19 protein-coding genes and 3 tRNA genes are annotated in these 22,415 nt (G+C 71.7%); 10 read left to right on the top strand and 12 right to left on the bottom strand.

The window, feature by feature from the left end; all coding sequences use genetic code 11:
* Window positions 1–6: 6 nt before the first annotated feature.
* The 4 genes from STRNI_RS22915 to purS form a co-directional block, all read right to left on the bottom strand.
* Window positions 7–519, bottom strand: a complete 513-nt coding sequence (locus STRNI_RS22915) for an ArsR/SmtB family transcription factor (protein WP_159487621.1) — start codon at window positions 517–519, stop codon at window positions 7–9.
* Between the two features lie 151 nt (window positions 520–670).
* Window positions 671–2,920: a phosphoribosylformylglycinamidine synthase subunit PurL gene (purL, locus tag STRNI_RS22910; RefSeq protein ID WP_018092651.1), complete on the bottom strand. Its 2,250-nt coding sequence runs from the start codon at window positions 2,918–2,920 to the stop codon at window positions 671–673.
* Window positions 2,917–3,597, bottom strand: coding sequence for a phosphoribosylformylglycinamidine synthase subunit PurQ (gene purQ, locus STRNI_RS22905; protein WP_018092650.1), 681 nt, complete (start codon window positions 3,595–3,597; stop codon window positions 2,917–2,919). The genes purL and purQ overlap by 4 nt, the downstream gene beginning before the upstream one ends.
* Window positions 3,594–3,839 carry a phosphoribosylformylglycinamidine synthase subunit PurS gene (gene purS / locus STRNI_RS22900; protein WP_042151546.1) on the bottom strand — a complete coding sequence of 82 codons (246 nt, stop codon included), beginning with the start codon at window positions 3,837–3,839 and terminating at the stop codon, window positions 3,594–3,596. Before purS ends, purQ begins: the two co-directional genes overlap by 4 nt.
* 300 nt (window positions 3,840–4,139) lie before the next feature.
* Here purS and STRNI_RS22895 point away from each other — a divergent pair, with 300 nt between their 5' ends.
* From STRNI_RS22895 to STRNI_RS22860, 8 genes are all read left to right on the top strand, one after another.
* Window positions 4,140–4,460 (top strand): histone-like nucleoid-structuring protein Lsr2, encoded by a 321-nt coding sequence (locus tag STRNI_RS22895; protein WP_026170169.1) that lies wholly within the window; start codon window positions 4,140–4,142, stop codon window positions 4,458–4,460.
* A 119-nt stretch (window positions 4,461–4,579) separates the two neighbouring features.
* Window positions 4,580–4,651, top strand: a tRNA-Gly gene (locus tag STRNI_RS22890).
* Between the two features lie 74 nt (window positions 4,652–4,725).
* Window positions 4,726–4,798, top strand: a tRNA-Gly gene (locus STRNI_RS22885).
* A gap of 165 nt (window positions 4,799–4,963) precedes the next feature.
* On the top strand, window positions 4,964–6,031 hold the full coding sequence (locus STRNI_RS22880) for an ABC transporter ATP-binding protein (RefSeq protein WP_277411930.1): 1,068 nt from the start codon (window positions 4,964–4,966) through the stop codon (window positions 6,029–6,031).
* Window positions 6,028–6,846: an ABC transporter permease gene (locus STRNI_RS22875; protein WP_262371176.1), complete on the top strand. Its 819-nt coding sequence runs from the start codon at window positions 6,028–6,030 to the stop codon at window positions 6,844–6,846. The genes STRNI_RS22880 and STRNI_RS22875 overlap by 4 nt, the downstream gene beginning before the upstream one ends.
* 39 nt (window positions 6,847–6,885) lie before the next feature.
* Window positions 6,886–8,142 carry a sensor histidine kinase gene (locus tag STRNI_RS22870; RefSeq protein ID WP_277411929.1) on the top strand — a complete coding sequence of 419 codons (1,257 nt, stop codon included), beginning with the start codon at window positions 6,886–6,888 and terminating at the stop codon, window positions 8,140–8,142.
* 79 nt (window positions 8,143–8,221) lie between these two features.
* Entirely contained in the window at window positions 8,222–8,824 is a 603-nt protein-coding gene (locus STRNI_RS22865; RefSeq protein ID WP_026170166.1) for a response regulator transcription factor, read from the top strand.
* A 53-nt stretch (window positions 8,825–8,877) separates the two neighbouring features.
* A tRNA-Gly gene (locus STRNI_RS22860) sits at window positions 8,878–8,950 on the top strand.
* Window positions 8,951–8,993: 43 nt separating this feature from the next.
* Here the strand turns inward: STRNI_RS22860 and STRNI_RS22855 are convergent.
* Both STRNI_RS22855 and STRNI_RS22850 read right to left on the bottom strand, forming a co-directional pair.
* Entirely contained in the window at window positions 8,994–9,893 is a 900-nt protein-coding gene (locus STRNI_RS22855; protein ID WP_277411928.1) for a phosphoribosylaminoimidazolesuccinocarboxamide synthase, read from the bottom strand.
* A gap of 97 nt (window positions 9,894–9,990) precedes the next feature.
* Window positions 9,991–11,250 (bottom strand): MFS transporter, encoded by a 1,260-nt coding sequence (locus STRNI_RS22850; RefSeq protein ID WP_277411927.1) that lies wholly within the window; start codon window positions 11,248–11,250, stop codon window positions 9,991–9,993.
* 101 nt (window positions 11,251–11,351) lie between these two features.
* On the opposite strand from STRNI_RS22850, the gene STRNI_RS22845 reads away from it, so the two are divergent.
* A complete protein-coding gene (locus STRNI_RS22845; RefSeq protein WP_266438154.1) occupies window positions 11,352–12,251 on the top strand; it encodes a LysR family transcriptional regulator in 900 nt (299 codons plus the stop codon).
* 46 nt (window positions 12,252–12,297) lie between these two features.
* Here the strand turns inward: STRNI_RS22845 and STRNI_RS22840 are convergent, their stop codons facing one another.
* The 3 genes from STRNI_RS22840 to purD all read right to left on the bottom strand — a co-directional run bounded on the left by STRNI_RS22840 (window position 12,298) and on the right by purD (window position 17,637).
* Window positions 12,298–13,779 carry a N,N-dimethylformamidase beta subunit family domain-containing protein gene (locus tag STRNI_RS22840; protein ID WP_018092641.1) on the bottom strand — a complete coding sequence of 494 codons (1,482 nt, stop codon included), beginning with the start codon at window positions 13,777–13,779 and terminating at the stop codon, window positions 12,298–12,300.
* A gap of 236 nt (window positions 13,780–14,015) precedes the next feature.
* Window positions 14,016–15,914 carry a hypothetical protein gene (locus tag STRNI_RS22835; RefSeq protein ID WP_277411926.1) on the bottom strand — a complete coding sequence of 633 codons (1,899 nt, stop codon included), beginning with the start codon at window positions 15,912–15,914 and terminating at the stop codon, window positions 14,016–14,018.
* A 448-nt stretch (window positions 15,915–16,362) separates the two neighbouring features.
* Complete coding sequence (gene purD / locus STRNI_RS22830; protein ID WP_018092639.1) at window positions 16,363–17,637, bottom strand: phosphoribosylamine--glycine ligase; 1,275 nt, start codon at window positions 17,635–17,637, stop codon at window positions 16,363–16,365.
* Between the two features lie 354 nt (window positions 17,638–17,991).
* Here purD and STRNI_RS22825 point away from each other — a divergent pair, with 354 nt between their 5' ends.
* Window positions 17,992–18,747 carry an SLATT domain-containing protein gene (locus STRNI_RS22825; RefSeq protein ID WP_018092638.1) on the top strand — a complete coding sequence of 252 codons (756 nt, stop codon included), beginning with the start codon at window positions 17,992–17,994 and terminating at the stop codon, window positions 18,745–18,747.
* A gap of 613 nt (window positions 18,748–19,360) precedes the next feature.
* Here the strand turns inward: STRNI_RS22825 and STRNI_RS22820 are convergent.
* From STRNI_RS22820 to STRNI_RS22810, 3 genes are all read right to left on the bottom strand, one after another.
* Window positions 19,361–20,011 carry a hypothetical protein gene (locus STRNI_RS22820; protein WP_018092637.1) on the bottom strand — a complete coding sequence of 217 codons (651 nt, stop codon included), beginning with the start codon at window positions 20,009–20,011 and terminating at the stop codon, window positions 19,361–19,363.
* A gap of 95 nt (window positions 20,012–20,106) precedes the next feature.
* A complete protein-coding gene (locus STRNI_RS22815) occupies window positions 20,107–20,784 on the bottom strand; it encodes a GntR family transcriptional regulator (RefSeq protein WP_208682871.1) in 678 nt (225 codons plus the stop codon).
* A gap of 162 nt (window positions 20,785–20,946) precedes the next feature.
* Window positions 20,947–22,317, bottom strand: coding sequence for an aspartate aminotransferase family protein (locus tag STRNI_RS22810; protein WP_018092635.1), 1,371 nt, complete (start codon window positions 22,315–22,317; stop codon window positions 20,947–20,949).
* Window positions 22,318–22,415: the final 98 nt, after the last annotated feature.

The raw sequence follows: 22,415 nt of genomic DNA, 5'->3' as shown, positions 1-22,415 counted from the left end.
CGGGTGTCAGGGCCCGGCGGCGGTCAGCATCACCAGCAGCGGTACGACGCGGTCGGTGGGTACCTCGTAACGGCCGCGGGCGGCCGTGCGCAGCCAGCCGGCGGCGGTCAGCTGCCGCAGGTGGTGGTAGATCTGGCCGGTCGTGCCCGTGCCGTCGAGCTCGGTGAGTTCGGCGGCGGTGCAGCGACCGCCGAGGATCTCGCGCAGCAGCCGCAGGCGTACGGGCTGGCCGAGCGCCGCGAACGACTCGGCGGCGTCGGCCCAGTCGCGTTCCAGCACGGTGTCGGTGATCAGGCCGTACTGCCATTCGTAGCGCTGTCCGCCCGGAGTCCGCACCGCGCCGGTGAACAGCACTCCGCCGTTGTCGGCGCCCAGCTCGGCGAGCTGGTCCTTCAGGCCCCGCAGGGCCCACAGCGCGTCATCGGGATCGCGCTCGGGCGCGGGTGCCGGCCGGTCGGCGACCTGCTCGAGTGCCGCCAGGCGTCGCTCCAGCTCGGACACCCGCTGTTCGAGATCCATGATGAGAGATTACGTAACTACGTAATTCCTGGCAACCGTGCTGCCCGGTACGGAAAGTTGTCCGGCACGGAAAAGCGGCGACGGCCCGCCCCCTGGTGGGGACGGGCCGTCGGACCGTCATACGGGGGCGGAGTGCACCGCCCGCCCGGCCTCAGGCGATCAGGCCCGGGATCGTCGCCTCGTGCGACTCCTTCAGCTCGCTCAGCGGGATGCTGAACTGCCCCTGGACGTCGATCTCCGCGCCGTCGATCACGCCGATCCGGGTGGCCGGCAGGCCCCGAGCACCGCACATGTCGGTGAAGCGGAGCTCCTCGCTGCGCGGGACGGCGACGACCGCACGGCCCGCCGACTCGGAGAACAGCAGGACGAAGGGGTCCAGCCCGTCGGGAACGACGAGGCGGGCGCCCTTGCCGCCGCGCAGGCACGACTCCACCAGCGCCTGGATCAGACCGCCGTCGGAGAGGTCGTGTGCGGCGTCGATCATGCCGTCACGGGAGGCCGAGATCAGCACCTCCGCCAGCAGCCGCTCGCGCTCCAGGTCCACCTTCGGCGGCAGACCACCGAGGTGATCGTGCACGACCTGCGACCACGCCGAACCGCCGAGCTCCTCGCGGGTGTCTCCGAGGAGGTAGACCAGCTGGCCCTCCTCCGCGAAGGCGATCGGCGTACGGCGGTTCACATCGTCGATGACACCGAGCACCGCGACGACCGGGGTCGGGTGGATCGCCACCTCGCCGGTCTGGTTGTAGAGCGAGACATTGCCGCCGGTGACGGGCGTGCCCAGGGTCTGGCAGGCGTCGGCGAGACCGCGGGTGGCCTCGGCGAACTGCCACATCACCGCCGGGTCCTCGGGCGAACCGAAGTTCAGGCAGTCGGAGACCGCCAGCGGCTTGGCACCGGACGCGGCGACATTGCGGTAGGCCTCGGCCAGCGCCAGCTGCGCGCCCGCGTAGGGGTCGAGCTTGGCGTAGCGCCCGTTGCCGTCGGTCGCGAGCGCGACACCGAGGTTGCTGTCCTCGTCGATGCGGACCATACCGGCGTCCTCCGGCTGCGCGAGGACGGTGTTGCCCTGTACGAACCGGTCGTACTGGTCGGTGATCCACGCCTTGGATGCCTGGTTGGGCGAGGCCACCAGCTTCAGGACCTGCGCCCGCAGTTCCTCCGCGGTCGCCGGGCGGGGCAGCTTGGCCGCGTCGTCGGCCTGGAGGGCGTCCTGCCAGTCGGGGCGCGCGTACGGGCGCTGGTAGACCGGGCCCTCGTGGGCGACGGTGCGCGGCGGCACGTCCACGATCTGCTCGCCGTGCCAGAAGATCTCCAGCTGCGAGCCGTCCGTCACCTCACCGATGACGGTCGCGATGACATCCCACTTCTCGCAGATCTCCAGGAAGCGGTCGACCTTGCCGGGCTCGACGATCGCGCACATGCGCTCCTGGGACTCGCTCATGAGGATTTCCTCGGGCGAGAGGGAGGAGTCGCGCAGCGGCACGGTGTCCAGCTCGACGCGCATGCCGCCGGAGCCGGCCGAGGCCAGCTCGCTGGTGGCGCAGGACAGGCCGGCACCGCCGAGGTCCTGGATGCCGTCGACCAGGTCTTCCTTGAAGATCTCCAGGGTGCACTCGATGAGCAGCTTCTCCTGGAAGGGGTCACCGACCTGGACGGCGGGGCGCTTGGTGGGCTTGGAGTCGTCGAAGGTCTCCGAGGCCAGCACGGAGACGCCGCCGATGCCGTCGCCGCCGGTGCGGGCGCCGTAAAGGATGACCTTGTTGCCCGCGCCGGACGCCTTGGCGAGGTGGATGTCCTCGTGCTTCATGACGCCGATACAGCCGGCGTTGACCAGCGGGTTGCCCTGGTAGCAGGCGTCGAAGACGACCTCGCCACCGATGTTGGGCAGCCCCAGGCAGTTGCCGTAGCCGCCGATTCCGGCCACCACGCCCGGCAGGACGCGCTTGGTGTCGGGGTGGTCGGCGGCACCGAACCGCAGCGGGTCGACGACGGCGACGGGGCGGGCGCCCATGGCGAGGATGTCGCGGACGATGCCGCCGACGCCGGTGGCCGCGCCCTGGTAGGGCTCGATGTACGAGGGGTGGTTGTGGGACTCCACCTTGAAGGTGACGGCGTAGCCCTGGCCGACGTCGACGACACCGGCGTTCTCGCCGATGCCGACGAGCAGCGCGTCGTTCTCCGGGGCCTTCTCACCGAACTGCTTCAGATGGACCTTGCTGCTCTTGTAGGAGCAGTGCTCGGACCACATGACCGAATACATGGCGAGTTCGGCGCCGGTGGGACGGCGGCCGAGAATCTCCCGGATGCGCTGGTACTCGTCCTGCTTCAGGCCGAGTTCGGCCCACGGCTGGTCGGTGTCCGGCGTCTCGGCTGCGTGCTTGACGGTGTCGAGAGTCATGCGTTGACCAGCTTCTTCAGGATCGAGGTGAAGAATCCGAGGCCGTCGGTACGGCCCGTACCGATCAGCGGCTCCACGGCGTGCTCGGGGTGCGGCATGAGGCCGACGACATTGCCCGCCTCATTGGTGATGCCGGCGATATCGCGGAGCGAACCGTTGGGGTTGCCGTCCAGGTAGCGGAAGGCGACCCGGCCCTCGGCCTCGAGCATGTCGAGCGTGCGCTCGTCGGCGACGTACCGGCCGTCGATGTTCTTCAGCGGAACGCTGATCTCCTGGCCGGACTCGTAGTCCACGGTCCAGGAAGTCTCCGCGTTCTCCACCCGCAGCTTCTGGTCGCGGCAGATGAAGTGCAGATGGTTGTTGCGCAGCATGGCGCCGGGCAGCAGGTGGCTCTCGGTGAGCACCTGGAAGCCATTGCAGATACCCAGGACGGGCATACCGGCCTTGGCCTGCTCGATAACGGTCTCCATCAGCGGCGAGAAACGGGAGATGGCCCCGGCCCGCAGATAGTCGCCGTACGAGAAGCCGCCGGGCAGCACCACGGCGTCGACCTGCTTGAGGTCCTTGTCGCGGTGCCACAGCGGCACCGCTTCGGCGCCGGCCACCCGGACGGCGCGCTGGGTATCGCGGTCGTCGAGCGTGCCGGGGAAGGTAACGACTCCGATCCGCGAGGTCATGAGTCGACCCGCACGGTGAAGTCTTCGATGACGGTGTTTGCGAGGAAGGTCTCGGCCATCTCATGGATGCGAGCGAGGGCGGCCTCGTCGACCGGACCCTCCACCTCAAGTTCGAAACGCTTGCCCTGACGGACGTCGGCGATCCCCTCGAAGCCCAGGCGTGGCAGTGCGCGCTGCACCGCCTGCCCCTGCGGGTCGAGGATCTCCGGCTTGAGCATGACGTCGACTACGACGCGTGCCACTGGCACTCCCGGTGGTGTGGTGCGTAAGGCGGTGTCCTCACAGTACCGTGTTCGAAAATCTACGCGCATAGATATACAGTGCACCCGATCACGGTCCGGTATCGGCAGGAGTGCACCGGAGGAAAAATCCTCGAAAAGATCCGGGGTCCGGATTGCGGGAAGACACGCTGACGAAATTAACTGGGCTTCACAATGCAATGCCCATCGCTGTACAAATGAAAAAGCATTGATCCCAATCAGCCGGATCCGGAGCATCACCCCATGTCAGCAAGGGGTTGCTCCACGAAAGGACCGATATCCGTGGCGCAGCGCGTAGTAGTAACGCTCTCCGATGACATCGACGGAGGAGAAGCCGCAGAGACGGTCGCCTTCGGATTGGACGGGAAGTCGTACGAGATCGACCTCAATCCCGCCAATGCGAAGAAACTGCGCGGTGCCCTCGCTCCGTTCGTCGAGGCCGGCCGCAAGCGGGCCAAGTCCGGCAAGGCCTACCACCGGACCGCGGTGACCCCCGATCCCGCGGCCGTCCGGGCCTGGGCCCGCTCCAACCAGATGGACGTCCCCCCGCGCGGCCGGATCCCGAAGAAGGTCTACGAGGCCTTCAACGCCGCCAATCACTGACCGAGTTACCGGCATCCCTCGGCCCGCGCGCAGCCGACTTGCACAGCACCCCTACTGATCAGCTAGAGTCTGGAGCACGCCGAGGGGCGAGGCCGAAAGGCCGGACCTCACGGAGTCACGCGGGTGTAGCTCAGTAGTAGAGCGCCCCCTTTCCAAGGGGGAGGCGCAGTGTGCAATCCCTGTCACCCGCTCTGACTGCTCGACCTTCCTAAAGGATCAGGTAGAGTAGCTGTCGCGCCGCTCGGTGAAAGCCGAGTGGATGCCTGCGGACGTAGCTCAGTTGGTAGAGCGCAACCTTGCCAAGGTTGAGGTCGCGAGTTCGAGCCTCGTCGTCCGCTCAGATAAAGAAGGCCCCGGTCATTGCGACCGGGGCCTTCTTTTTGTGGCGCCACGTCGTGCCGATCCCCCTTCCCTTGCTCCGCGCCTTGGCAACTGACATTTGTCATCAGCTGCGATGACAGCCCGCACTGCCCGGAACCTTGATCCGGCGGAACGCTGGTCTCATGAACATCGGGGAGAAAACCATCGGGGGCGTCGGCCGCGGCGGCGCCAGAAGCGCCGGTTCCGGAGCCGGTGTGATCGAAGTCACCGGGCTGCGGAGGAGTTACGGTATCGCCGGCCGGCGGACGGACGGTCGGCGGGAACGGGGCGGGCGCAGCGGGGAGTCGAGCGGGCCGAGCGGGCCGAGCGGGCCGCGGAGCTTCGAGGCCGTGCGCGGTATCGACTTCTCCGTCGAGCGCGGGGAGCTGTTCGCGCTGCTGGGGACCAATGGCGCGGGCAAGACCTCCACTCTCGAACTGCTGGAGGGCCTGGCCCTGCCCACGGCCGGACACGTCCGGGTCCTTGGCCATGACCCCTTCCGGGAGCGGCGCAAGGTGCGGCCCCGTGTCGGCGTCATGCTGCAGGAGGGCGGCTTCCCCTCCGAGCTGACGCCCGCGGAGACCGTGCGCATGTGGGCGGGGTGCACCAGCGGGGCGCGTCCGGTCGACGAAGCCCTCGGCTCCGTGGGGCTGGAGCGGCGCCGCGATGTCCGGGTGAAGCAGCTGTCCGGCGGCGAGCGCCGGAGGCTGGATCTCGCACTGGCGCTGCTGGGGAGGCCCGAGGTGCTGTTCCTGGACGAGCCGACGACCGGTCTGGACACCGAAGCGCGCCATGCCACGTGGGAGTTGGTCCGCGAGCTGCGGGACTCCGGGACCACGATCGTGCTGACCACGCACTATCTCGAAGAAGCCGAGGAGCTGGCGGACCGGCTGGCGATCATGCACGGCGGGCGGATCGCGGCCGCGGGCCATGTCGCGGACGTGGTCGCCGCGCACCCCTCGCACATCTCCTTCGAGCTGCCCACCGGATTCCATCTCGGCGATCTCCCGCCGCTGGGAGAACTGGGCGTCATCGGCCACGAGACGGACGGGCGCACGGTCCGGCTGCGGACGGACGAGCTGCAGCGGGCCGCGACCGGCGTACTGCTCTGGGCGCAGGACAAGGGGATAGCGCTGGGGAATCTGGACGTCAGATCCGCATCCCTGGAAGAGGCATTTCTGCACATCGCAAAGGGGCTGGAGAACGCATGAGTGCAAGCGTGAGGGAAGCCGGCGTCGCCGAGCGCGCCGGAACGGCCGGGGGGACCGGCGCCGCGGCGCGTCTTCTCTCCCTGGGGCGGGCCGAGTTGACGCTTCTCGGCCGCAACAAGACCGCGTTGACGACCGCGTTGATCATCCCGGTCGCCCTGGCATTCGCCATGAAAGGGGCGGTCAGTGGAATGAATCTGTCCGGCACCGGGCTGTCGGTCGAAACGGTGCTGCTCCCCGCGACCCTCGGTTACGTCCTGATCTTCGCCGTGTACTCCAACCTCACCGGCTCCTATGTCGCCCGGCGTGAAGAACTGGTCCTCAAACGACTGCGTACCGGTGAGCTGCGGGACCTGGAAATACTGACCGGCACCGCGCTCCCGTCGGTACTGCTGGGACTGGGGCAATGTGTCCTACTGGTGGTCCTGGGCGGCCTGGTGCTGGATGCCGGTCTGCCCACCGCGCCGCATCTCCTCATCGCAGGAGTGGCGCTCGGCATGGCCGCGGTCGTGGGGTTCGCCGCGGCATCCTCCGTGCTCGCCAAGTCGGCCGAGGCCGCTCAGCTTGCCGTGCTCCCCTTCATGATGCTGTCGCTGGCGGGGTCCGGGATGGTCGTCCCCCTGGACATCCTTCCGGAGCGGGTGGCGTCCGTGCTCGAACTGCTCCCGCTGTCACCGGCGATGGAGCTGATACGGGCCGGCTGGACCGGCGGCGGGGGCCTCAAGGAGACGCTGGGGCAGGTCATCACCGGCTTGGCCTGGACCGGGCTCGCGTTGTTTGCTGTCCAGCGGTGGTTCCGCTGGGAGCCGCGTCGCTAGCAGTGCAGGGCGATCGGGAACGACGGGGGCGGGCAGCGCATGATCGAAAAGCTACGGGCGATGTGGCGGCGGCGGGGTCAGATGGCCATGGTCGATGCCTACTTCCGCAGCAGTCTGTACCTCCTCCCCTGGCTTCCCGTGCTCATGGGGGTGGCGCCTGTGATGAGCCAGACGGGGGGCAGCCCTTTGGCGGTCACCTTGGCCGGTGTCGCCATGGGGCTGAATCTGGCGCAGGGCGCGCTGGCCGTACCGCTGTTGAACCGCGCGTTGAACCGCTATCTGGAACGGGGGGCGACACCCCGCACCCTGCTGTTCGTCTCGGGGGTGCTGGCCCTCGTCGCCGAGATCGCGCTGTGGACGCTGCTGACCGTCGAGGGAGCTGCCGACAAGGACAGTGTGAGTGCGGTGGCGCTGGCGATCGGCGCGACCCTGACACCGTTCTTCATGGCCCACAGCCTGGTGGTGTCCAAGCGGAAGTTCCTGGCCGCGCTGGCCGGCAGCGCGGCGGCGTCCATGGCCTTGCTCTTCCCGCTCACAGGTTCCTGGCTGGGCTCGCTGGGCATGGCGTGCCTGTTGCTCTTCGCCGGTATATGGAGCTTCGTGCTGGCGCGGCCCACGGGCTGGCTGCTCGGTGTGATCTGGAAGCTGGATGCGGCACGCGGCACCGAGACGCGGCTCGCGGTCGCCGAGGAGCGGCTGCGGTTCGGCCGGGATCTGCACGATGTGATGGGCCGGAATCTGGCGGTGATCGCGCTCAAGAGCGAGCTGGCGGTCCAGCTGGCGCGACGGGAGCGGCCGGAGGCCGTGGAACAGATGGTGGAGGTGCAGCGGATCGCCCAGGAGTCACAGCGGGAGGTCCGGGAGGTGGTGCGCGGCTACCGGAAGGCCGATCTGCAGGCGGAGTTGGCGGGGGCCCGCTCCATCCTGCGGGCGGCGGGGGTGGACTGCCGTATCGAGGGCGAGGAGGGGGCACAGCTGCCGCCGGAGGTGGAGTCGGCGCTCGGCTGGGTCGTCCGCGAAGGCACCACGAACGTCCTGCGGCACGCCGTGGAAGTGCGGCGCTGTGCGGTGCGGACCCGGATCGACCCGCACCGCTCGGTGCTGGTGATGACCATGGAGAACGACGGTGTCACCAGTCCGCCGGACGGGTCCGCGGCAGGCTCGCTCCCCGGCAGCGGCCTCAAGGGACTGCGGGAACGGCTCAGCCCCTTGGGCGGGAGCCTGACGTCGGGCCCGGTCCCGAACGGCTTCTTCCGGCTGACGGTCGAGCTCCCGGTGGGGGCGGCGGGTGGGTAGCGGGGGTGGGGTGCGGAGTGTCGGTGCGGGCGGTCGCAATGGGGTGGAGGGGCGGGGTGGCGGGGTGAATGAGGGGGTGATCCGGGTGTTGCTCGCGGATGATGAGCACCTGATCCGTGGGGCTCTGGCGGCGCTGTTGTCGCTGGAGGACGATCTGCAGGTGGTGGCGGAGGCGGCGACGGGGCCGGAGGCGCGGGCGATGGCCCGGGCGCATGAGCCGGATGTGGCGGTGCTGGATCTGCAGATGCCGGGGGCGGACGGTGTGGCGGTGGCCACATCGCTGCGGGACGAGGTGCCGGGGTGCCGGTCGATGATCGTGACGAGTCACGGCCGGCCGGGGCATCTGAAGCGGGCACTGGAAGCGGGGGTGCGGGGCTTTGTGCCGAAGACGGTGTCGGCGCAGCGGCTGGCGGAGATCATCCGCACGGTGCATACCGGAAACCGTTATGTGGACCCGGAGTTGGCGGCGGACGCGATAAGCGCCGGGGAGTCACCGCTGACGGTCCGGGAGGCGGAGGTACTGGAATGCGCCGAGGCGGGGGCGCCCATCACGGAGATCGCGGCGCGGGCGTCGCTGTCGCCGGGGACGGTGCGGAACTATCTCTCGTCGGCGACCGCGAAGCTGGGCGCGGAGAACCGTCATGCGGCGGCGCGCATCGCCCGCGAGCGGGGTTGGCTATAGTGGACCCCGCACCGCGCGACGGCGACTGATTTCAGGAGCTTTGCGCGGAGCATGCGGACGTAGCTCAGTTGGTAGAGCGCAACCTTGCCAAGGTTGAGGTCGCGAGTTCGAGCCTCGTCGTCCGCTCAGATAAGGGAAAGACCCCGGTCGGTGACCGGGGTCTTTTCCGTTATGACCAGCTGAGGCCCGTGAGGCGCTGGTAGGCCTCGATGTACTTGGCGCGGGTGCTCTCGACGATCTCGTGCGGGAGGGCGGGCGGCGGCTCCTCGCCCGTACGGTCCCAGGCCGCGGCGGGGGAGGTCAGCCAGTCACGGACGAACTGCTTGTCGAAGGACGGCTGGGCGCGGCCCGGCTGCCACAGATCGGCCGGCCAGAAGCGCGAGGAGTCGGGCGTCAGGACCTCATCGGCCAGGGTCAGCTGCTCGCCGTCGAAGCCGAACTCGAACTTGGTGTCCGCCAGGATGATGCCGCGCTCGCGGGCGATGTCGCGGGCCCGGCTGTAGACGGCGAGGGTGGTCTGCCGCAGCTGGGCGGCGACCTCGGTGCCGACCTGGTGGGCGACCTCCTCGTAGGAGACGTTCTCGTCGTGGTCGCCGACGGCGGCCTTGGTGGCCGGGGTGAAGATCGGCGCGGGGAGCTCGGAGCCGTCGACGAGGCCTTCGGGGAGGGCCAGTCCGCAGACCGTACGGGTCTGCCGGTATTCGGCGAGGCCGGAGCCGGTGAGATAGCCGCGGGCCACACACTCCACGGGGACCATGTCCAGCGACTTGCAGACCAGGGTGCGGCCCGCCCAGTCGGCGGGGGCGCCGGCCGGGACGTCGGTGGCGAGGACGTGGTGGGGCACCAGGTCGGAGAGCTGATCGAACCACCACAGGGACAGCTGGGTGAGGACGCGGCCCTTGTCCGGGATCTCGGTGGGCAGCACCCAGTCGTAGACCGAGGTCCGGTCGCTGGCGACCATGACCAGGTCACCGGCGGCGTTCCGGTAGAGGTCGCGCACCTTGCCGGTGTGGAGATGGGTGAGCCCGGGGACCTCCACCGGCTCAGGCTTTTCTACAAAACCGGGCACGCTTCCTCCGCGTAGGTTGATCCAGGAGTCCTACCGATTCTCCCTTACGCGCGCCGGAGGTGTCGGACGGGGGCCGGGTGTGCCCCGGAGCCAGGCGTCAGATGGGGCGGCGGGTACCGCGGCGGGTGCCCCGGTGGGTGATCAGCGCGAGGGTGGCCGCGGCCGGGACGACCGCCGCGAGCAGGACCGTGGCCGGGGTGAACCAGCCGGTGAGCAGGGTGATCGCGTACGGGGTGCAGAAGCCCAGGTAGCACAGGGCCCAGAAGCGTGCGGTGAGGCGGGCCAGTCGGTCCGGGGGTGCCAGGGCAGCGACCTCGGTCAGGCCGTACGCCACACACAGGCCGTAGCCGGCGCCGAGGACGGCGGCGGCGAGCAGGGCGGCGTCGGGCCGTACGCAGGCGACGGCGAGGGCGGCGAGGAGCAGGCCGAGGATGACGGCGGCGAGCCCGGCGACGGCGGTGGCGATGCGGTGCCGGGCGGCGAGGCGGCGGGCGAGCGGGGCGACGAGCAGGCCGGTGCCGGGGGTGACCGCGGTGACGATGCCGGCGTACACGGTCTGCCAGCCGGTGAGCCCGGCGTCGACGAGCCCGGGGAGGGTGGCGAGGGCGATGCTGGGGGCGACGAACACCCAGGGGGCGACCGGGGCGACCAGCCGGCGGAAGGCGGGGGCCGTGTCAGGGGCAGGGACAGGCGCGGGGACAGGCGCGGCCGTCGTGATGGCCGTCAACTGGCCGCCGGGGGTGGCGGTTTCCGGGGTGCGGGCCGCGAGGAGGGCGGCGGCCGCGGAGAGGGCGAGGTGCGGGAGGTAGGCCGTGATCAGGGGCGCGGGGGCCCACTGGGCGGTCAGTGCCGCCGCCAGGCCGCCGGTGGCGAAGCCCGCGGAGAGGAAGAGCCCCGAGCGGCGGGCCGCGGCACCGGCCGCCGAGACGGTGTCGTACGGCGGTGAGGACAGCTCCTTGATCCAGGCGCTGCCGGCGCTGAGCAGGGCACCGGCGCCGATGCCGGTCAGAAAGCGGCCGGGCCACAGCAGTCCGGTGGCCGTCGCGCCCGCCATCAGCAGCGCGGTCGCCAGCGCGGAGATCGCGAGCGCGCTGAACACGACGGGGCGGCGGCCGCGGCGGTCGGCGAGCGGGCCGCCCAGGAGCAGACCGGGGATCAGGCCGAGGACGTAGACGCCGAAGAGTGCGCTGGTGGTGGCCGCGGTCAGACCGGGGCCGGAGTGGTAGGCGCCGAGCAGGGCGGAGAACTGGTTGGCGCTCCAGCCCGACGCGGTCATGACCCATCCGGTGCGCAGCCAGTGGCGGGGCGGGAGCGGAGGGCGGCCGGTGGCGAGGCGTGCGGGTGCCGTGGTCGTCATGCAGGGCTTTGTACGGGCCGCGCGGGCCGCGGCGCCTCCCCCGTTCAGGAAGTGTGAACGGTCCCGGGGGCGGGCGCGTGCCCGGAATTATCGTGGGGCGTATGGATCTGCGGCGGCTCTCCTCCTTCCTTGCCGTGGTCGAGGAAGGGCACTTCGGGCGGGCGGCGACCCGGTTGTTCCTGTCTCCCGCGGCGGTGACCGGGCACATTCAGCAACTGGAGCGGGAGTTCGGCGCCCCGCTGCTGGAGCGGAGCCCGGTGGCGCCGACCCCGGCCGGGCGGCGGCTGGTCTCCCACGCCCGTACGCTGCTCGCCGCCGCCAACGCCGCCATGGACGATGTGGCGGACGTGGCCCAGGGGGCGGCGCCGCGGCGGCCGCTGCGGGTCGGCGTCATGGGGCACGGATCGGCCGAGGTGACCCCGGCCGCGGTCAGCGCCTTCCGCCGGGCGCGGCCCGAAGTCCCGTTGTCGCTGGTTCAGTTGACCTTCACCGAGCACTGCAGCGCACTGCGCGAGGACCGGGTGGATGTGGCGTTCGTCCGTCCCGCGTTCCGGAGCGAGGGGATCACGGTCGATGTGCTGACGACCGAGCAGCGGATCGTGGTGGTGTCCGCGGCGTCCTCGCTCGCGGACGCCGCGCGGGAGGGGGTGCGGCGGGCGGACATCATCGACCTGCCGTATCTGCGGCTGCCGCCGCACACCCCGCGGCCCTTCACCGACTATCTGTACTTCGACGAGGGTGAACGGCGCAGTCCGGACTGTGCGTTGACCCCGCACGACTGTCTGACGAGCGTGGCGGCGGGGCGGGGTGCGGGCTCGGCGCTGAAGTCGTTCGCGCGCTACTACCCGTGGCCGGGCACCGTGTACATACCGGTGCTGGACGCGCCGTGGGCGCACAGCGTGCTCGCGACCCGGGAGCAGGACCCCGATCCGGAGGTGCGGATCTTCCGGGCGCTGACCGTCGCGCTGGCACGGGAGTTGGGGCCGGCCGCCGCGCGATAGGGCCTGTCCGACGGATCAGGGTCGGACGGGCCCTGCCGCGCCGGGCTCAGTCGCGTTTGCAGATGCGGTCGAGGAGGTTGGCGGTGGCGCGCTGGACGCGCTGGTCGACATGGCCGGGGCGGTCGAGGGCGGGCGACCAGGCGAAGGTGCCGGAGGCGAAGACCCAGGCGCCGCTGGGGGCTCGGTAGAGGGAGGTCTCCTGATGGCGGCGGGTGCCCTCGCTGTCGCGGTACGGGGAGTGGGCGAGCAGGATGCGTTCGGTGTGCTTGGGGAGGCTGGTGCGTGGGAAGTAACGATCGGCCTCACCGGCGACCAGGCCGGGGAGCTCATCGCCCTCATGGGCGCCGGTGGCCTCCCACAGCCAGTGGCCGCCGTTGCGGACGACCAGGGGGGCCGGTTCGGGGACCCGGCCGGCGTACTGGATGCCCATCAGCCGCTGCTCGGGATCGCCGTTCTCCCGCCAGAGCGCGGGGCGTCCGGGGCCCTGGCGCTTGCGGCAGTGGAGCAGGGAGTCGGGGCCCGAGGGCGACGGGGAGAGGTCGACCTGCCAGTACATGGTGTTGGCGGAGAGGAAGACCAGGGAGGTGCCGGTGTCGCGGGCGGCCTCGACCGTGCGGCGCATGGGCACCGACCAGTATTCGTCGTGGCCGGGGAAGACCAGGCCGCGGTAGCGGGACGGGTCGACCCGGCCGGCGTGCAGATCGCGGGCGTCGGCGTAGGCGAGGTCGTAGCCGTAGCGCTCGGCCCAGCGGATGAAGTCGTAGGCATGGCCGACATGGAGGGGCAGGCCGGCGCCGGCGTAGGGGCGGTCGAAGGAGACGGTGGTGGCGGCGTCCTGTTCGCCGAGCAGGGCGCCCTTTTCGTCCCAGGCGTGGTAGAGGCTGGCGCCGGTGCGGCCGTCCTCCGGGTAGAGGTTGTAGGCCTGCCAGGTGATGTCGGGCAGCAGCAGGAGGAGATCGGCGGGCTCGTTGTCGCGGACCGTGAAGGGGATGTGGGAGCGGTAGCGGCCGTCGGCGGTGGTGAGCACCGCGACATAGGCGCCGAGGTTCCAGAAGGTGGGGACCTGGAGGCGCCAGGACAGCCACCAGTGATGGCAGGAGACCGTGCGCTCGGCGGTCAGCGGGGGCGGCTGGACGATACCGGCCAGCCGCGGACTGGTGGTGACCTTGTGGGCGCCGGTGCCGCCGTAGTGGCCGATGCGGTAGACGTCGATGCTGAACGGCTGGGGCGGATCGACCGAGACCCGGAAGTCGATGGCCTCACCGGGGGCCACCGCGCCGGGGCCGGCGAAGCCCTTGATCTGGCGGTGCACGTCATCGGCGGTGCGCGGGCCGTTGTGCTTGTGGGGAGCGGGCTCGCTCAGATCGCCCTGGGCGACGGCGGGGTCGACGTACCAGGGGATGATGCGGCCGGAGTCGAAGTAGTTCTCGCTGCCGCGCAGCCAGGGCAGCGGGCCCTGCCCGAACGGGTCCGTGACCGCGTGGGCGAGGGCGCCCGACTCCCAGCGCCTGATCTGATCCGTCGCCACCTTCCACTCCCCTCCCGCGTCCCCCATCGGCCGCGGCCCCTCGGGCCGGTGCTGCGCCGGCGGGACGAACCCGGCCGGCCGTCCCCCAGCACATCACATTACGCACCCACTCCGTCACCCTTCGTCGTGAATTTAGATGCAACCGCCCCCGAAATGCGAACTGGAAGGGAACATTCAGCCGGTCGAGCGTCGTGCCTTGGAGGGGCGGCTTCCTGCCGGCCGCCGTGGGCCCGGGGTCATACCAGCCGGACCGGCTTTTCCGGCCGTACGCCGATCGTCGTCAGCCAGCCGCGGAGCGGCTCCGCGTCACCGTCGTCGACCAGGCTGAGCACCGGGCGGCCGAGGTCGGCCCGGCGGGCGCCGTCGACCAGCAGCGCCGGGCCGTCGAGCCAGTCCAGGCCGGGGGCGGCACCGGCGGTGTCGACGGCGGCGCAGCAGACCATGGCGGTGACGTGGTCGGCGAGCAGCTCACGGCCCGTACGGGGCGGTTGCAGCGGGAACAGCGGGAGGCCGCCCTCGGCCATGCCGTCGCCCCAGGCCACACCGAGTGCCGCGTCCTGCTGCGAGGTGCCGCGGGCGGCCTGGCGGGCCGCCTCCTCGCGCTCCTCCCGCTCGACCTCCGCGCCCAGCCGGGCCGCGACGAGATCGCCCGCACTCTCGCCCTGGGCGAGCCGGTCGATGACGCGGGCCAGCGTGGGGCCGGGGGCCGGGGCGGGCTGCGGCTCGTCACGGCGGTCGGCGGCGGGCGGGCCCAGGGAGGGCTCGTCGGCGGGCAGGCTCAAGGAGGGCTCGTCGGCGGACGGACTCAAGGAGGGCTCGTCGGCGGGCGGGCGCTCCGCCGGGCGGTCGCGGGGTGTACGGGCGGCGGTGCGGGCGTACGAGAGGGGCGGGGCGGCGGAGGCGGGCTCATGGGCCGGGGCCGCCGGCGCGGGCGGGGGCGCCGGGAGCGCGGTCGCCGGGAGGTTGTCGAGTACGCGGTGGAGGCGCGCGGCCTCCAGACGCCATTTACGGTCCACGACCTCTTCCGGGTACTGGTTCCAGCCGACCGGTGACCAGTCGGGTCCCGGCTCGGCCGGACCGCCGTGGAAGAGGCGGGCGGCCAGCAGGGAGGCGGCGCGGTCGATGGCGCCCGGCTCCTCCAGGAGGTCGCAGGCGGGGCGCTCGCCCAGACGGGAGGCGAAGCCGTCGGCGAGGCGGTCGCGGCGGGAGAGTTCGGTGAGCGCGGAGACCACACCGGCGTCCAGCCGGGACGGCCAGCGGCCCATCCGCCAGGCCGGCAGCGCGACCCGGGTCAGCAGCCGGTCCCAGCCCGCGTACGCCAGGCCGACCTGCTCCTGGGCGACGATCCGCAGGCCGTAGTCGACGGTCTGGGCACGCTCGGAGGCGGCGGTCGCGACGGCGCGTTCCATGATCGTGGCGTGTTCGCGGCCGGCCCGGAGCAGCAGTCGCGCCACCCGGCCGACGAAGCGCAGCGGGAGGTCCCGCACCGGGCGCCGGGCGCGGGCGGCGACCGCGACCGCGGCGTCCAGGCCGCGGATGAAGCGGCGGGCGGCGGCTATGTCGGGGTGGGAGGACGGGCCGGTGCCGGCGACGACGGGGGCCAGCAGGGCGCGCAGCTCGGCGACCCGCATCCACCACAGGAACGGCGAGCCGATGACCAGGACCGGCGCCTCGGGCACCCGGCGCTCCGCGCCTGCCGGTCCCCCACTACCGCGGGGTGGGCCGTGTGCGCGGTGGGTGCGGTCTTCGAGCCAGCTGTCGCAGTCCGGGGTGAGCGCTATGGCGGAGGGCGCGGGGACCTCCAGACGGTCGGCGAGATCGCGTACCAGACGGTAGAGATCGGGGGCCGACTTCTCGGAGATCGGGACGGACGGGCTGAGGGCCGGTCTGGCGCGCGCGACGACCACGGCGACCAGCGCGGCCAGCAGCAGGCTGACCACCGCGAGGCCGCCGGTGATCCAGCGGGCGAGGTCCCAGCCGGTGCCCGCGCCGAGATGGCCGGTTGCCCGGCCGGCGAGCAGCACCACGGCCACGGCCGCGGGCAGCAGTGCCACGGCCAGCGCGGTACTGCGGATCCGCAGCACGGCGAGGGCGCGGGCACGCGCCGCCAGGACGCCTGTTTCCGGACTTGCCACGAGCCTGTACACCCCCTGCTGTCCTGATGGAGCCGGACGGAGAGAACACGGGACGGACGTACGAGAATTGCGCGTTGTGCGGAGCGAGCTCACTCCCCACCCACTGTGGCACCGGCCACTGACATCGCAATGCCGGTGAGCCACTTGCCGGACGCCACCGTGATCGCCGTGCCGGAATCCGGCACGGCCACCGCAGGACGCTTGCGCGGAACCCTAGTTGGGGGTTTTCGTCTCGTCAGCCGGTTACTTGGTGCGGTCACTCGATGGAATGGCTTTGGGCAAAGCCGGGAACCGGTGCCGGAAAGAGCGGGGCCGCGGGCGATTCGGCCCGGTCTGCACCCACAGACCTGGGGCATATGCCACGGTATGTGCCATGTGCCCCAGGGGAGATGTCATCAGCTGCGACCGGCGCGACGGGCGCGTCCGTGCGGCCCGTGCGCCGTCGCGGCTAGGACCGCTGTGCGTCCGCGGCGTCGTCCGCGACCTTGGCCGCGATGTCCGTGCGGTGCTGGGAGCCGTCCAGGGAGATCCGGCCGACGGCGCGGTAGGCGCGCTCGCGGGCGGTGGTGAGGTCCCCGCCGGTGGCGGTGACGGACAGCACCCGGCCGCCCGCGCTGAGCACCGCGCCGGAGTCGTCGCGCTTGGTGCCGGCGTGCAGGACGTACGCCTTGGGGCCGTCCTGCGCCACGACGTCGGCGAGACCGTCGATCGGGTCGCCGGTTCGCGGGGTGTCCGGGTAGTTGTGGGAGGCGATGACGACGGTGACCGCCGCGCCGTCGCTCCAGCGCAGCGGCGGGAGGGCGGCGAGGGTGCCGGTGGCCGCGGCGCGCAGCAGGCCGGCGAGCGGGGTCTTGAGGCGGGCGAGGACGACCTGGGTCTCCGGGTCGCCGAAGCGCGCGTTGAACTCGATCACGCGCACCCCGCGGGAGGTGATCGCCAGGCCCGCGTAGAGCAGCCCGGAGAACGGGGTGCCGCGGCGGCGCAGCTCGTCGACGGTGGGCTGCAGGACGGTGGCCATGACCTCGTCGACCAGCTTGGGGTCGGCCCAGGGCAGCGGGCTGTAGGCACCCATACCGCCGGTGTTGGGGCCCAGGTCACCGTCGTAGGCCCGCTTGAAGTCCTGGGCGGGCTGCAGCGGGACGACGGTCTCGCCGTCGGTGACCGCGAAGAGGGAGACCTCCGGGCCGTCGAGGAACTCCTCGATGACGACACGGTCGCAGGCCAGCGCGTGGGCGCGGGCGGCCTCGACGTCCTCGGTGACGACCACGCCCTTGCCGGCCGCCAGCCCGTCGTCCTTGACGACGTACGGCGCGCCGAAGGCGTCCAGGGCCTCGTCGATCTCTTCCGGGGTGGTGCAGACATAGCTGCGGGCCGTGGGGACGGCCGCGGTGGCCATGACGTCCTTGGCGAAGGCCTTGGAGCCCTCCAGCTGGGCGGCCTGGGCCGAGGGGCCGAAGACCGGGATACCGCGGTCGCGTACGGCGTCCGCGACGCCCGCCACCAGGGGGGCCTCGGGACCGACCACGACCAGATCGGCCTCCAGGCCGACGGCGAGTTCGGCGACGGCCGCGCCGTCGAGGGCGTTGACCCCGTGCAATTCGGCCACCTCGGCGATGCCGGCGTTGCCGGGAGCGCAGTGCAGCGCGGTGACGTCGGGGTCGAGGGACAGAGAGCGGCACAGGGCGTGTTCGCGGGCGCCGCCGCCGATGACGAGGACCTTCACGGTGGCAGCCTAGACGAGAGCTCCGGACACCCGGACGTCGGCCGGGCCCGGGGGCGAGCAGCGCCGGGGCGGCCGGAAACCGTGTGTCACCGCGTTGGCCACTCTTTCGGGTGAGGCACCCGGCGGCCTTATACCCGATCCCGCACCACTTCCGGGCGGAAAGAGCGTGATTGTGGGGCCGACGCCAGCCGTTCGGCGGTAGGAAGGGGGCGGCGTGCAGCGTGCAACGGCTGTCCCGTATGTCACGCGTGCACCGCGCGTATCTGGCATGTGTGCACCGCGCGTATCTGTCACGCGTCACGGCGCGTATCTGTCGCGTGCAATCTGTAGAGAGCGTAGAGAGGGAGTGCCCGGGTGAGTCAGCCGGAGATGCAGCCCGAGGGACCCCCTCGGGAGAGCAGCCGCCCCACTCGGGAGAGCGGCGGCCAAGGCCCCGGCCGGAGGGATCTCGCGGGACGGGTCTTCCCGCTCGGCGACTGGGGGGAACCGGCCGACCGCCTCGACGCGCTCTATCTCTGGACCGAGGAGGGCGCGCTGCGCGCCGCCGACTGGTATCTGCACGACCGGCTGGCCAAGCGCCGCGGCGCGCGGGCGCTGCGGCTGGGCGCCGCGGCCGGAGTGACCGTCGGCGGGGCGCTGCCGCTGCTGGATCTCGCCGGGATCTGGGAGGGCGGCGCGTCCTGGGGATGTCTGTCGCTGCTGCTGGCGGCGGTGTGTCTGGGCGGCGACCGGTACTTCGGGGTGACCGCCGGCTGGATGCGGGATCTGGCGACCGCGCAGGCGATTCACCGGCGGCTGGAGGCGCTGCAGTTCGACTGGGCGACGGAGAGCGTGCGGGAGGTGCTCGGGCCCGCCGAGGGCACGGCGGGCGAGGCGGCGGAACGCTGTCTGGGGGTGCTGCGGCGGTTCAACGAGGACCTCGGGGAGCTGGTGCGGGCCGAAACGGCCGGCTGGATGGCGGAGTTCCGGGCCGATTCGCTGCGCTTTGCCGCGGACGGGGGCGGCTCTGCCGCCGTTTCTCCGCGTCAGGAAGGGGCGCCTGCGGCGGGGCGGTTCGCGGTGCCGCATCGGGCTCGGCCGAATATGCCTCGGCAGCGGCCGCCTGAGTGATGGCTTCCCACGCTTTCGGCTTTCCCGCCGTGGTGGCTTCTCGTCGTTGCGGGTCCGCTGCGCGGGGCTTGGGCGCGGGTGATGCTTGCGGGTTCCCCGCCGTTGCGCCGTGCGCTGCGCTTTGCCTCGGGCCCACGTTTTCGGCGTTCCCGCCGTGGTGGCTTCTCGTCGTTGCGGGTCCGCTGCGCGGGGCTTGGGCGCGGGTGATGCTTGCGGGTTCCCCGCCGTTGCGCCGTGCGCTGCGCTTTGCCTCGGGCCCACGTTTTCGGCGTTCCCGCCGTGGTGGCTTCTCGTCGTTGCGGGTCCGCTGCGCGGGGCTTGGGCGCGGGTGATGCTTGCGGGTTCCCCGCCGTTGCGCCGTGCGCTGCGCTTTGCCTCGGGCCCACGTTTTCGGCGTTCCCGCCGTGGGTGTTTCTCGCCGTTGCGCCTGCGGCGGGGCGGGCCGCTGCGCGGGGCTGTCGGGGTGCGGTGACGGGCCTCCGGGGCAGGGTGTCCGGACTGCTTCGCTTTACGTCCGGACACCCTGCCCCTCCGGCCCGTCCCCTCCCGTGGGTGGGTGGGGAAAAGGCCGGTGGGTGGGGACGGTGGTGGGCGGGAGAAGGCGATGGGTGGGTCAGCTGAAGACGATCATGGAGCCTTGGGCGAGGCTTCGGGTGGCGGCGGCGTGGAGGCCCAGCCATACGTGGCGTTCGCGGGCGAAGGGGCTGTTGTCCGGGGGGACGGCGTTCGCCCGTTCCTCCAGGGAGGTGGGGCCGGCCGGCGGGGCGGGGGCGGCGGGCGGATTGGCCGGATCGATGCCGAGGGATGGCGCAACCAGTTCGAGGTCGCGCAGCAGGCCGTGCGAGGAGCCCAGCGGGCCGCCGCCCTCCAGCAGTTCGTCGTTGGCGAGCGGGTGCGGGAAGTCGACCGGGACGTAGGCGCCCGCGTGGTCGTAGTGCCACACCAGGTGGGACTGCTGCGCGGTGGCCTCGAACATCTCCAGCAACTGCTCGTAGTCACCGCCCAGTTCGTCGACCGGTGTCACTTCCAGGTTGCACAGCCGCAGCAGGTAGGCGCGGCGCAGGAAGTGCAGGGCGTCGTAGTCGAAGCCGGCGACCGGCGCGACGTCACCGGACAGGCCGGGCATGTAGCTGAAGACCGGGACCGGTGGCAGGCCCGCTTCCGTCAGGGCCTTGTCGTAGGCGGCGATCTCTTCGGAGAACGGGTTGTCGGGGCTGTGGCACAGCACATCGACGAGGGGTACCAGCCACAGGTCACATGCCACGAGTGTGGGCTCGCTTCCGGTCGGGGACAGGGACACCGGCGCACGTACAGCTACGGGTACGGCCCATTACGGCCGATGGTCGGGACAGCGTAGTGCTAGCCGCGCGTTCCGACGAGAGCGAGGGAGTGCTCGTTGTACTCGGCGATCAGCCGCTGCGCGGTGGCCAGGTCGTGCTGGATCAGGGCGTCGGCGAGCGCGCTGTGGCCCTGCCACAGCAGCCCCCTGAGGTCGGGTTTGCGGCGCAGCAGCGGGACCGCGAACATCCAGGTCTGGACGCGGATCCGGTCGAGGAAGTCGCTGATGTAGGCGTTGTTCACGATGCTGCTCAGCTCGCGCCAGAACCGCAGGTCGTAGCCGATCAGGACGTCCAGGTCGCCGGCCCGCGCGGCCCGTTCGGCCTCGTCGGCGCGGCGGCGGATGGAGATCAGCACGCCTGCGGAGGTGGCGCGCAGTGCCTGGTCGGCGCCGCTGCGGAAGATGCCCTCGATGATCAGGGTGCGGGCCTCGACCATGGCCCGGAAGTCCTCGGCGGTGAAGGCGTGCACCTTGAAGCCGCGGTGCTGTTCGACGTCGAGCAGGCCCTGGGCGCACAGGTCGAGCAGCGCCTCGCGCACGGGTGTGGCGGAGACGCCGTACTGCTCGGCGATCTCCTTGACGGTGAAGGGGTGGCCGGACGGCAGCCGGCCGGCCAGGACCTCGTCGCGCAGGGCGTCGGCGATCTGCTGGCGCAGGGTGCTGCGTCGTATGACTGAGCTGTCTCCGCCGGCGGGCATCGTGTGCGTCTCCTTAGACGTCCATGACCGCGCAAGTGGGAGCGGCCCCCGCCCACGATAGGCGAGGGCCGCGTCGGTCCGCTGCCCGAGGTTGCCGTGAGCATGCCGTACGGCACGCCTGTGACCTGCGGTTCCGGCCGCCGGGCGGGCCCGGCCCCGGACTCAGACGGTGTGGGCGTCGGCCGCCGTCAGGGCCTCGTCGAGGGCGGCCAGGCCCTCCTTGGCCTCGGCCTCGGTGACCGTGCAGGCCGGGACGACATGCGTCCGGTTCATGTTCACGAACGGCCACAGACCGCCGCGCTTGCAGGCCGCCGCGAATTCGGCCATCGGAGCGTTGGCGGCGCCGGACGCGTTGTACGGCACCAGCGGCTCGCGGGTCTCCTTGTTCTTGACCAGGTCCAGGGCCCAGAAGACGCCCAGGCCGCGGACCTCGCCGACGGACGGGTGGCGGTCGGCGATCTCGCGCAGCGCGGGGCCGATGACCCGCTCGCCGATGTCGGCGGCGTTCTCCACGATCCCCTCCTCGGCCATCGCGTTCATGGTCGCGACGGCGGAGGCGCAGGCCAGCGGGTGGCCGGAGTAGGTCAGACCGCCCGGGTAGGGGCGCTGGTCGAAGGTGGCGGCGATCTCGGCGCTGATCGCGACGCCGCCCAGCGGGACATAGCCGGAGTTGACGCCCTTGGCGAAGGTCAGCAGGTCGGGGGTGACGCCGAAGTGGTCGGCGGCGAACCAGTGGCCGGTGCGGCCGAAGCCCGCCATGACCTCGTCGAGGATGAAGACGATGCCGTGGCGGTCGCAGATCTCGCGGACCCCGGCGAGGTAGCCGGCCGGCGGGACCATGATCCCGGCGGTGCCGGGGACGGTCTCCAGGATGATCGCCGCGATCGACTGCGGGCCCTCGAAGGCGATGGTCTGCTCCAGGTGCGCGAGGGCGCGCTCGCACTCCTGCTCCTCCGTCTCGGCGTGGAAGGCCGAGCGGTAGAGGAACGGACCCCAGAAGTGGATGACACCGGCCGAGGCGGTGTCCGAGGGCCAGCGGCGGGGGTCACCGGTCAGGTTGATCGCGGTGGCGGTGGCGCCGTGGTACGAGCGGTAGGCGGAGAGCACCTTGGCGCGGCCGGTGTGCAGGCGGGCCATCCGGACCGCGTTCTCCACGGCCTCCGCGCCGCCGTTGGTGAAGAAGATCTTGTCGAGGTCGCCGGGGGTGCGCTCGGCGACCAGCCGGGCGGCCTCGGACCGGACGTCCACGGCGAAGCCGGGTGCGATGGTGCACAGCTTCGCGGCCTGCTCCTGGATCGCCGCGACGACCTTGGGGTGCTGGTGGCCGATGTTGGTGTTGACCAGCTGCGAGGAGAAGTCGAGGTAGCGGTTGCCGTCGTAGTCCCAGAAGTACGACCCCTCGGCGCCGGCGATCGGCAGCGGGTCGATCAGGCCCTGCGCGGACCAGGAGTGGAAGACGTGCGCGCGGTCGGCGGCCTTCACGGCCGCCCCGGCAGCGGGATCGGCGGCGGAGGCGGAGGGCGTCGTGGTCACGGTCAGTACCTCGGATCGGGTCGCTCGGGTCCGCCGGAGGACGGTCGCGGCGAACGCCCTCAGCCTAGGGATCACGGCCCGGCGCCCGGTACCGACAG

This window comes from Streptomyces nigrescens (genome assembly GCF_027626975.1).
GTDB lineage: Bacteria > Actinomycetota > Actinomycetes > Streptomycetales > Streptomycetaceae > Streptomyces > Streptomyces nigrescens.
Note: the sequence above shows the minus strand (reverse complement) of the source record. Positions and strands in the feature narration are given on the sequence as shown.

Bases quoted from the DNA above. Each gene is read 5' to 3' on its own strand.
- STRNI_RS22915 (WP_159487621.1), bottom strand. From the start codon at position 519: ATGGATCTCGAACAGCGGGTGTCCGAGCTGGAGCGACGCCTGGCGGCA.
- purL (WP_018092651.1), bottom strand. From the start codon at position 2,920: ATGACTCTCGACACCGTCAAGCACGCAGCCGAGACGCCGGACACCGAC.
- purQ (WP_018092650.1), bottom strand. From the start codon at position 3,597: ATGACCTCGCGGATCGGAGTCGTTACCTTCCCCGGCACGCTCGACGAC.
- STRNI_RS22880 (WP_277411930.1), top strand. From the start codon at position 4,964: ATGAACATCGGGGAGAAAACCATCGGGGGCGTCGGCCGCGGCGGCGCC.
- STRNI_RS22875 (WP_262371176.1), top strand. From the start codon at position 6,028: ATGAGTGCAAGCGTGAGGGAAGCCGGCGTCGCCGAGCGCGCCGGAACG.
- STRNI_RS22870 (WP_277411929.1), top strand. From the start codon at position 6,886: ATGATCGAAAAGCTACGGGCGATGTGGCGGCGGCGGGGTCAGATGGCC.
- STRNI_RS22850 (WP_277411927.1), bottom strand. From the start codon at position 11,250: ATGACGACCACGGCACCCGCACGCCTCGCCACCGGCCGCCCTCCGCTC.
- STRNI_RS22845 (WP_266438154.1), top strand. From the start codon at position 11,352: ATGGATCTGCGGCGGCTCTCCTCCTTCCTTGCCGTGGTCGAGGAAGGG.
- STRNI_RS22815 (WP_208682871.1), bottom strand. From the start codon at position 20,784: ATGCCCGCCGGCGGAGACAGCTCAGTCATACGACGCAGCACCCTGCGC.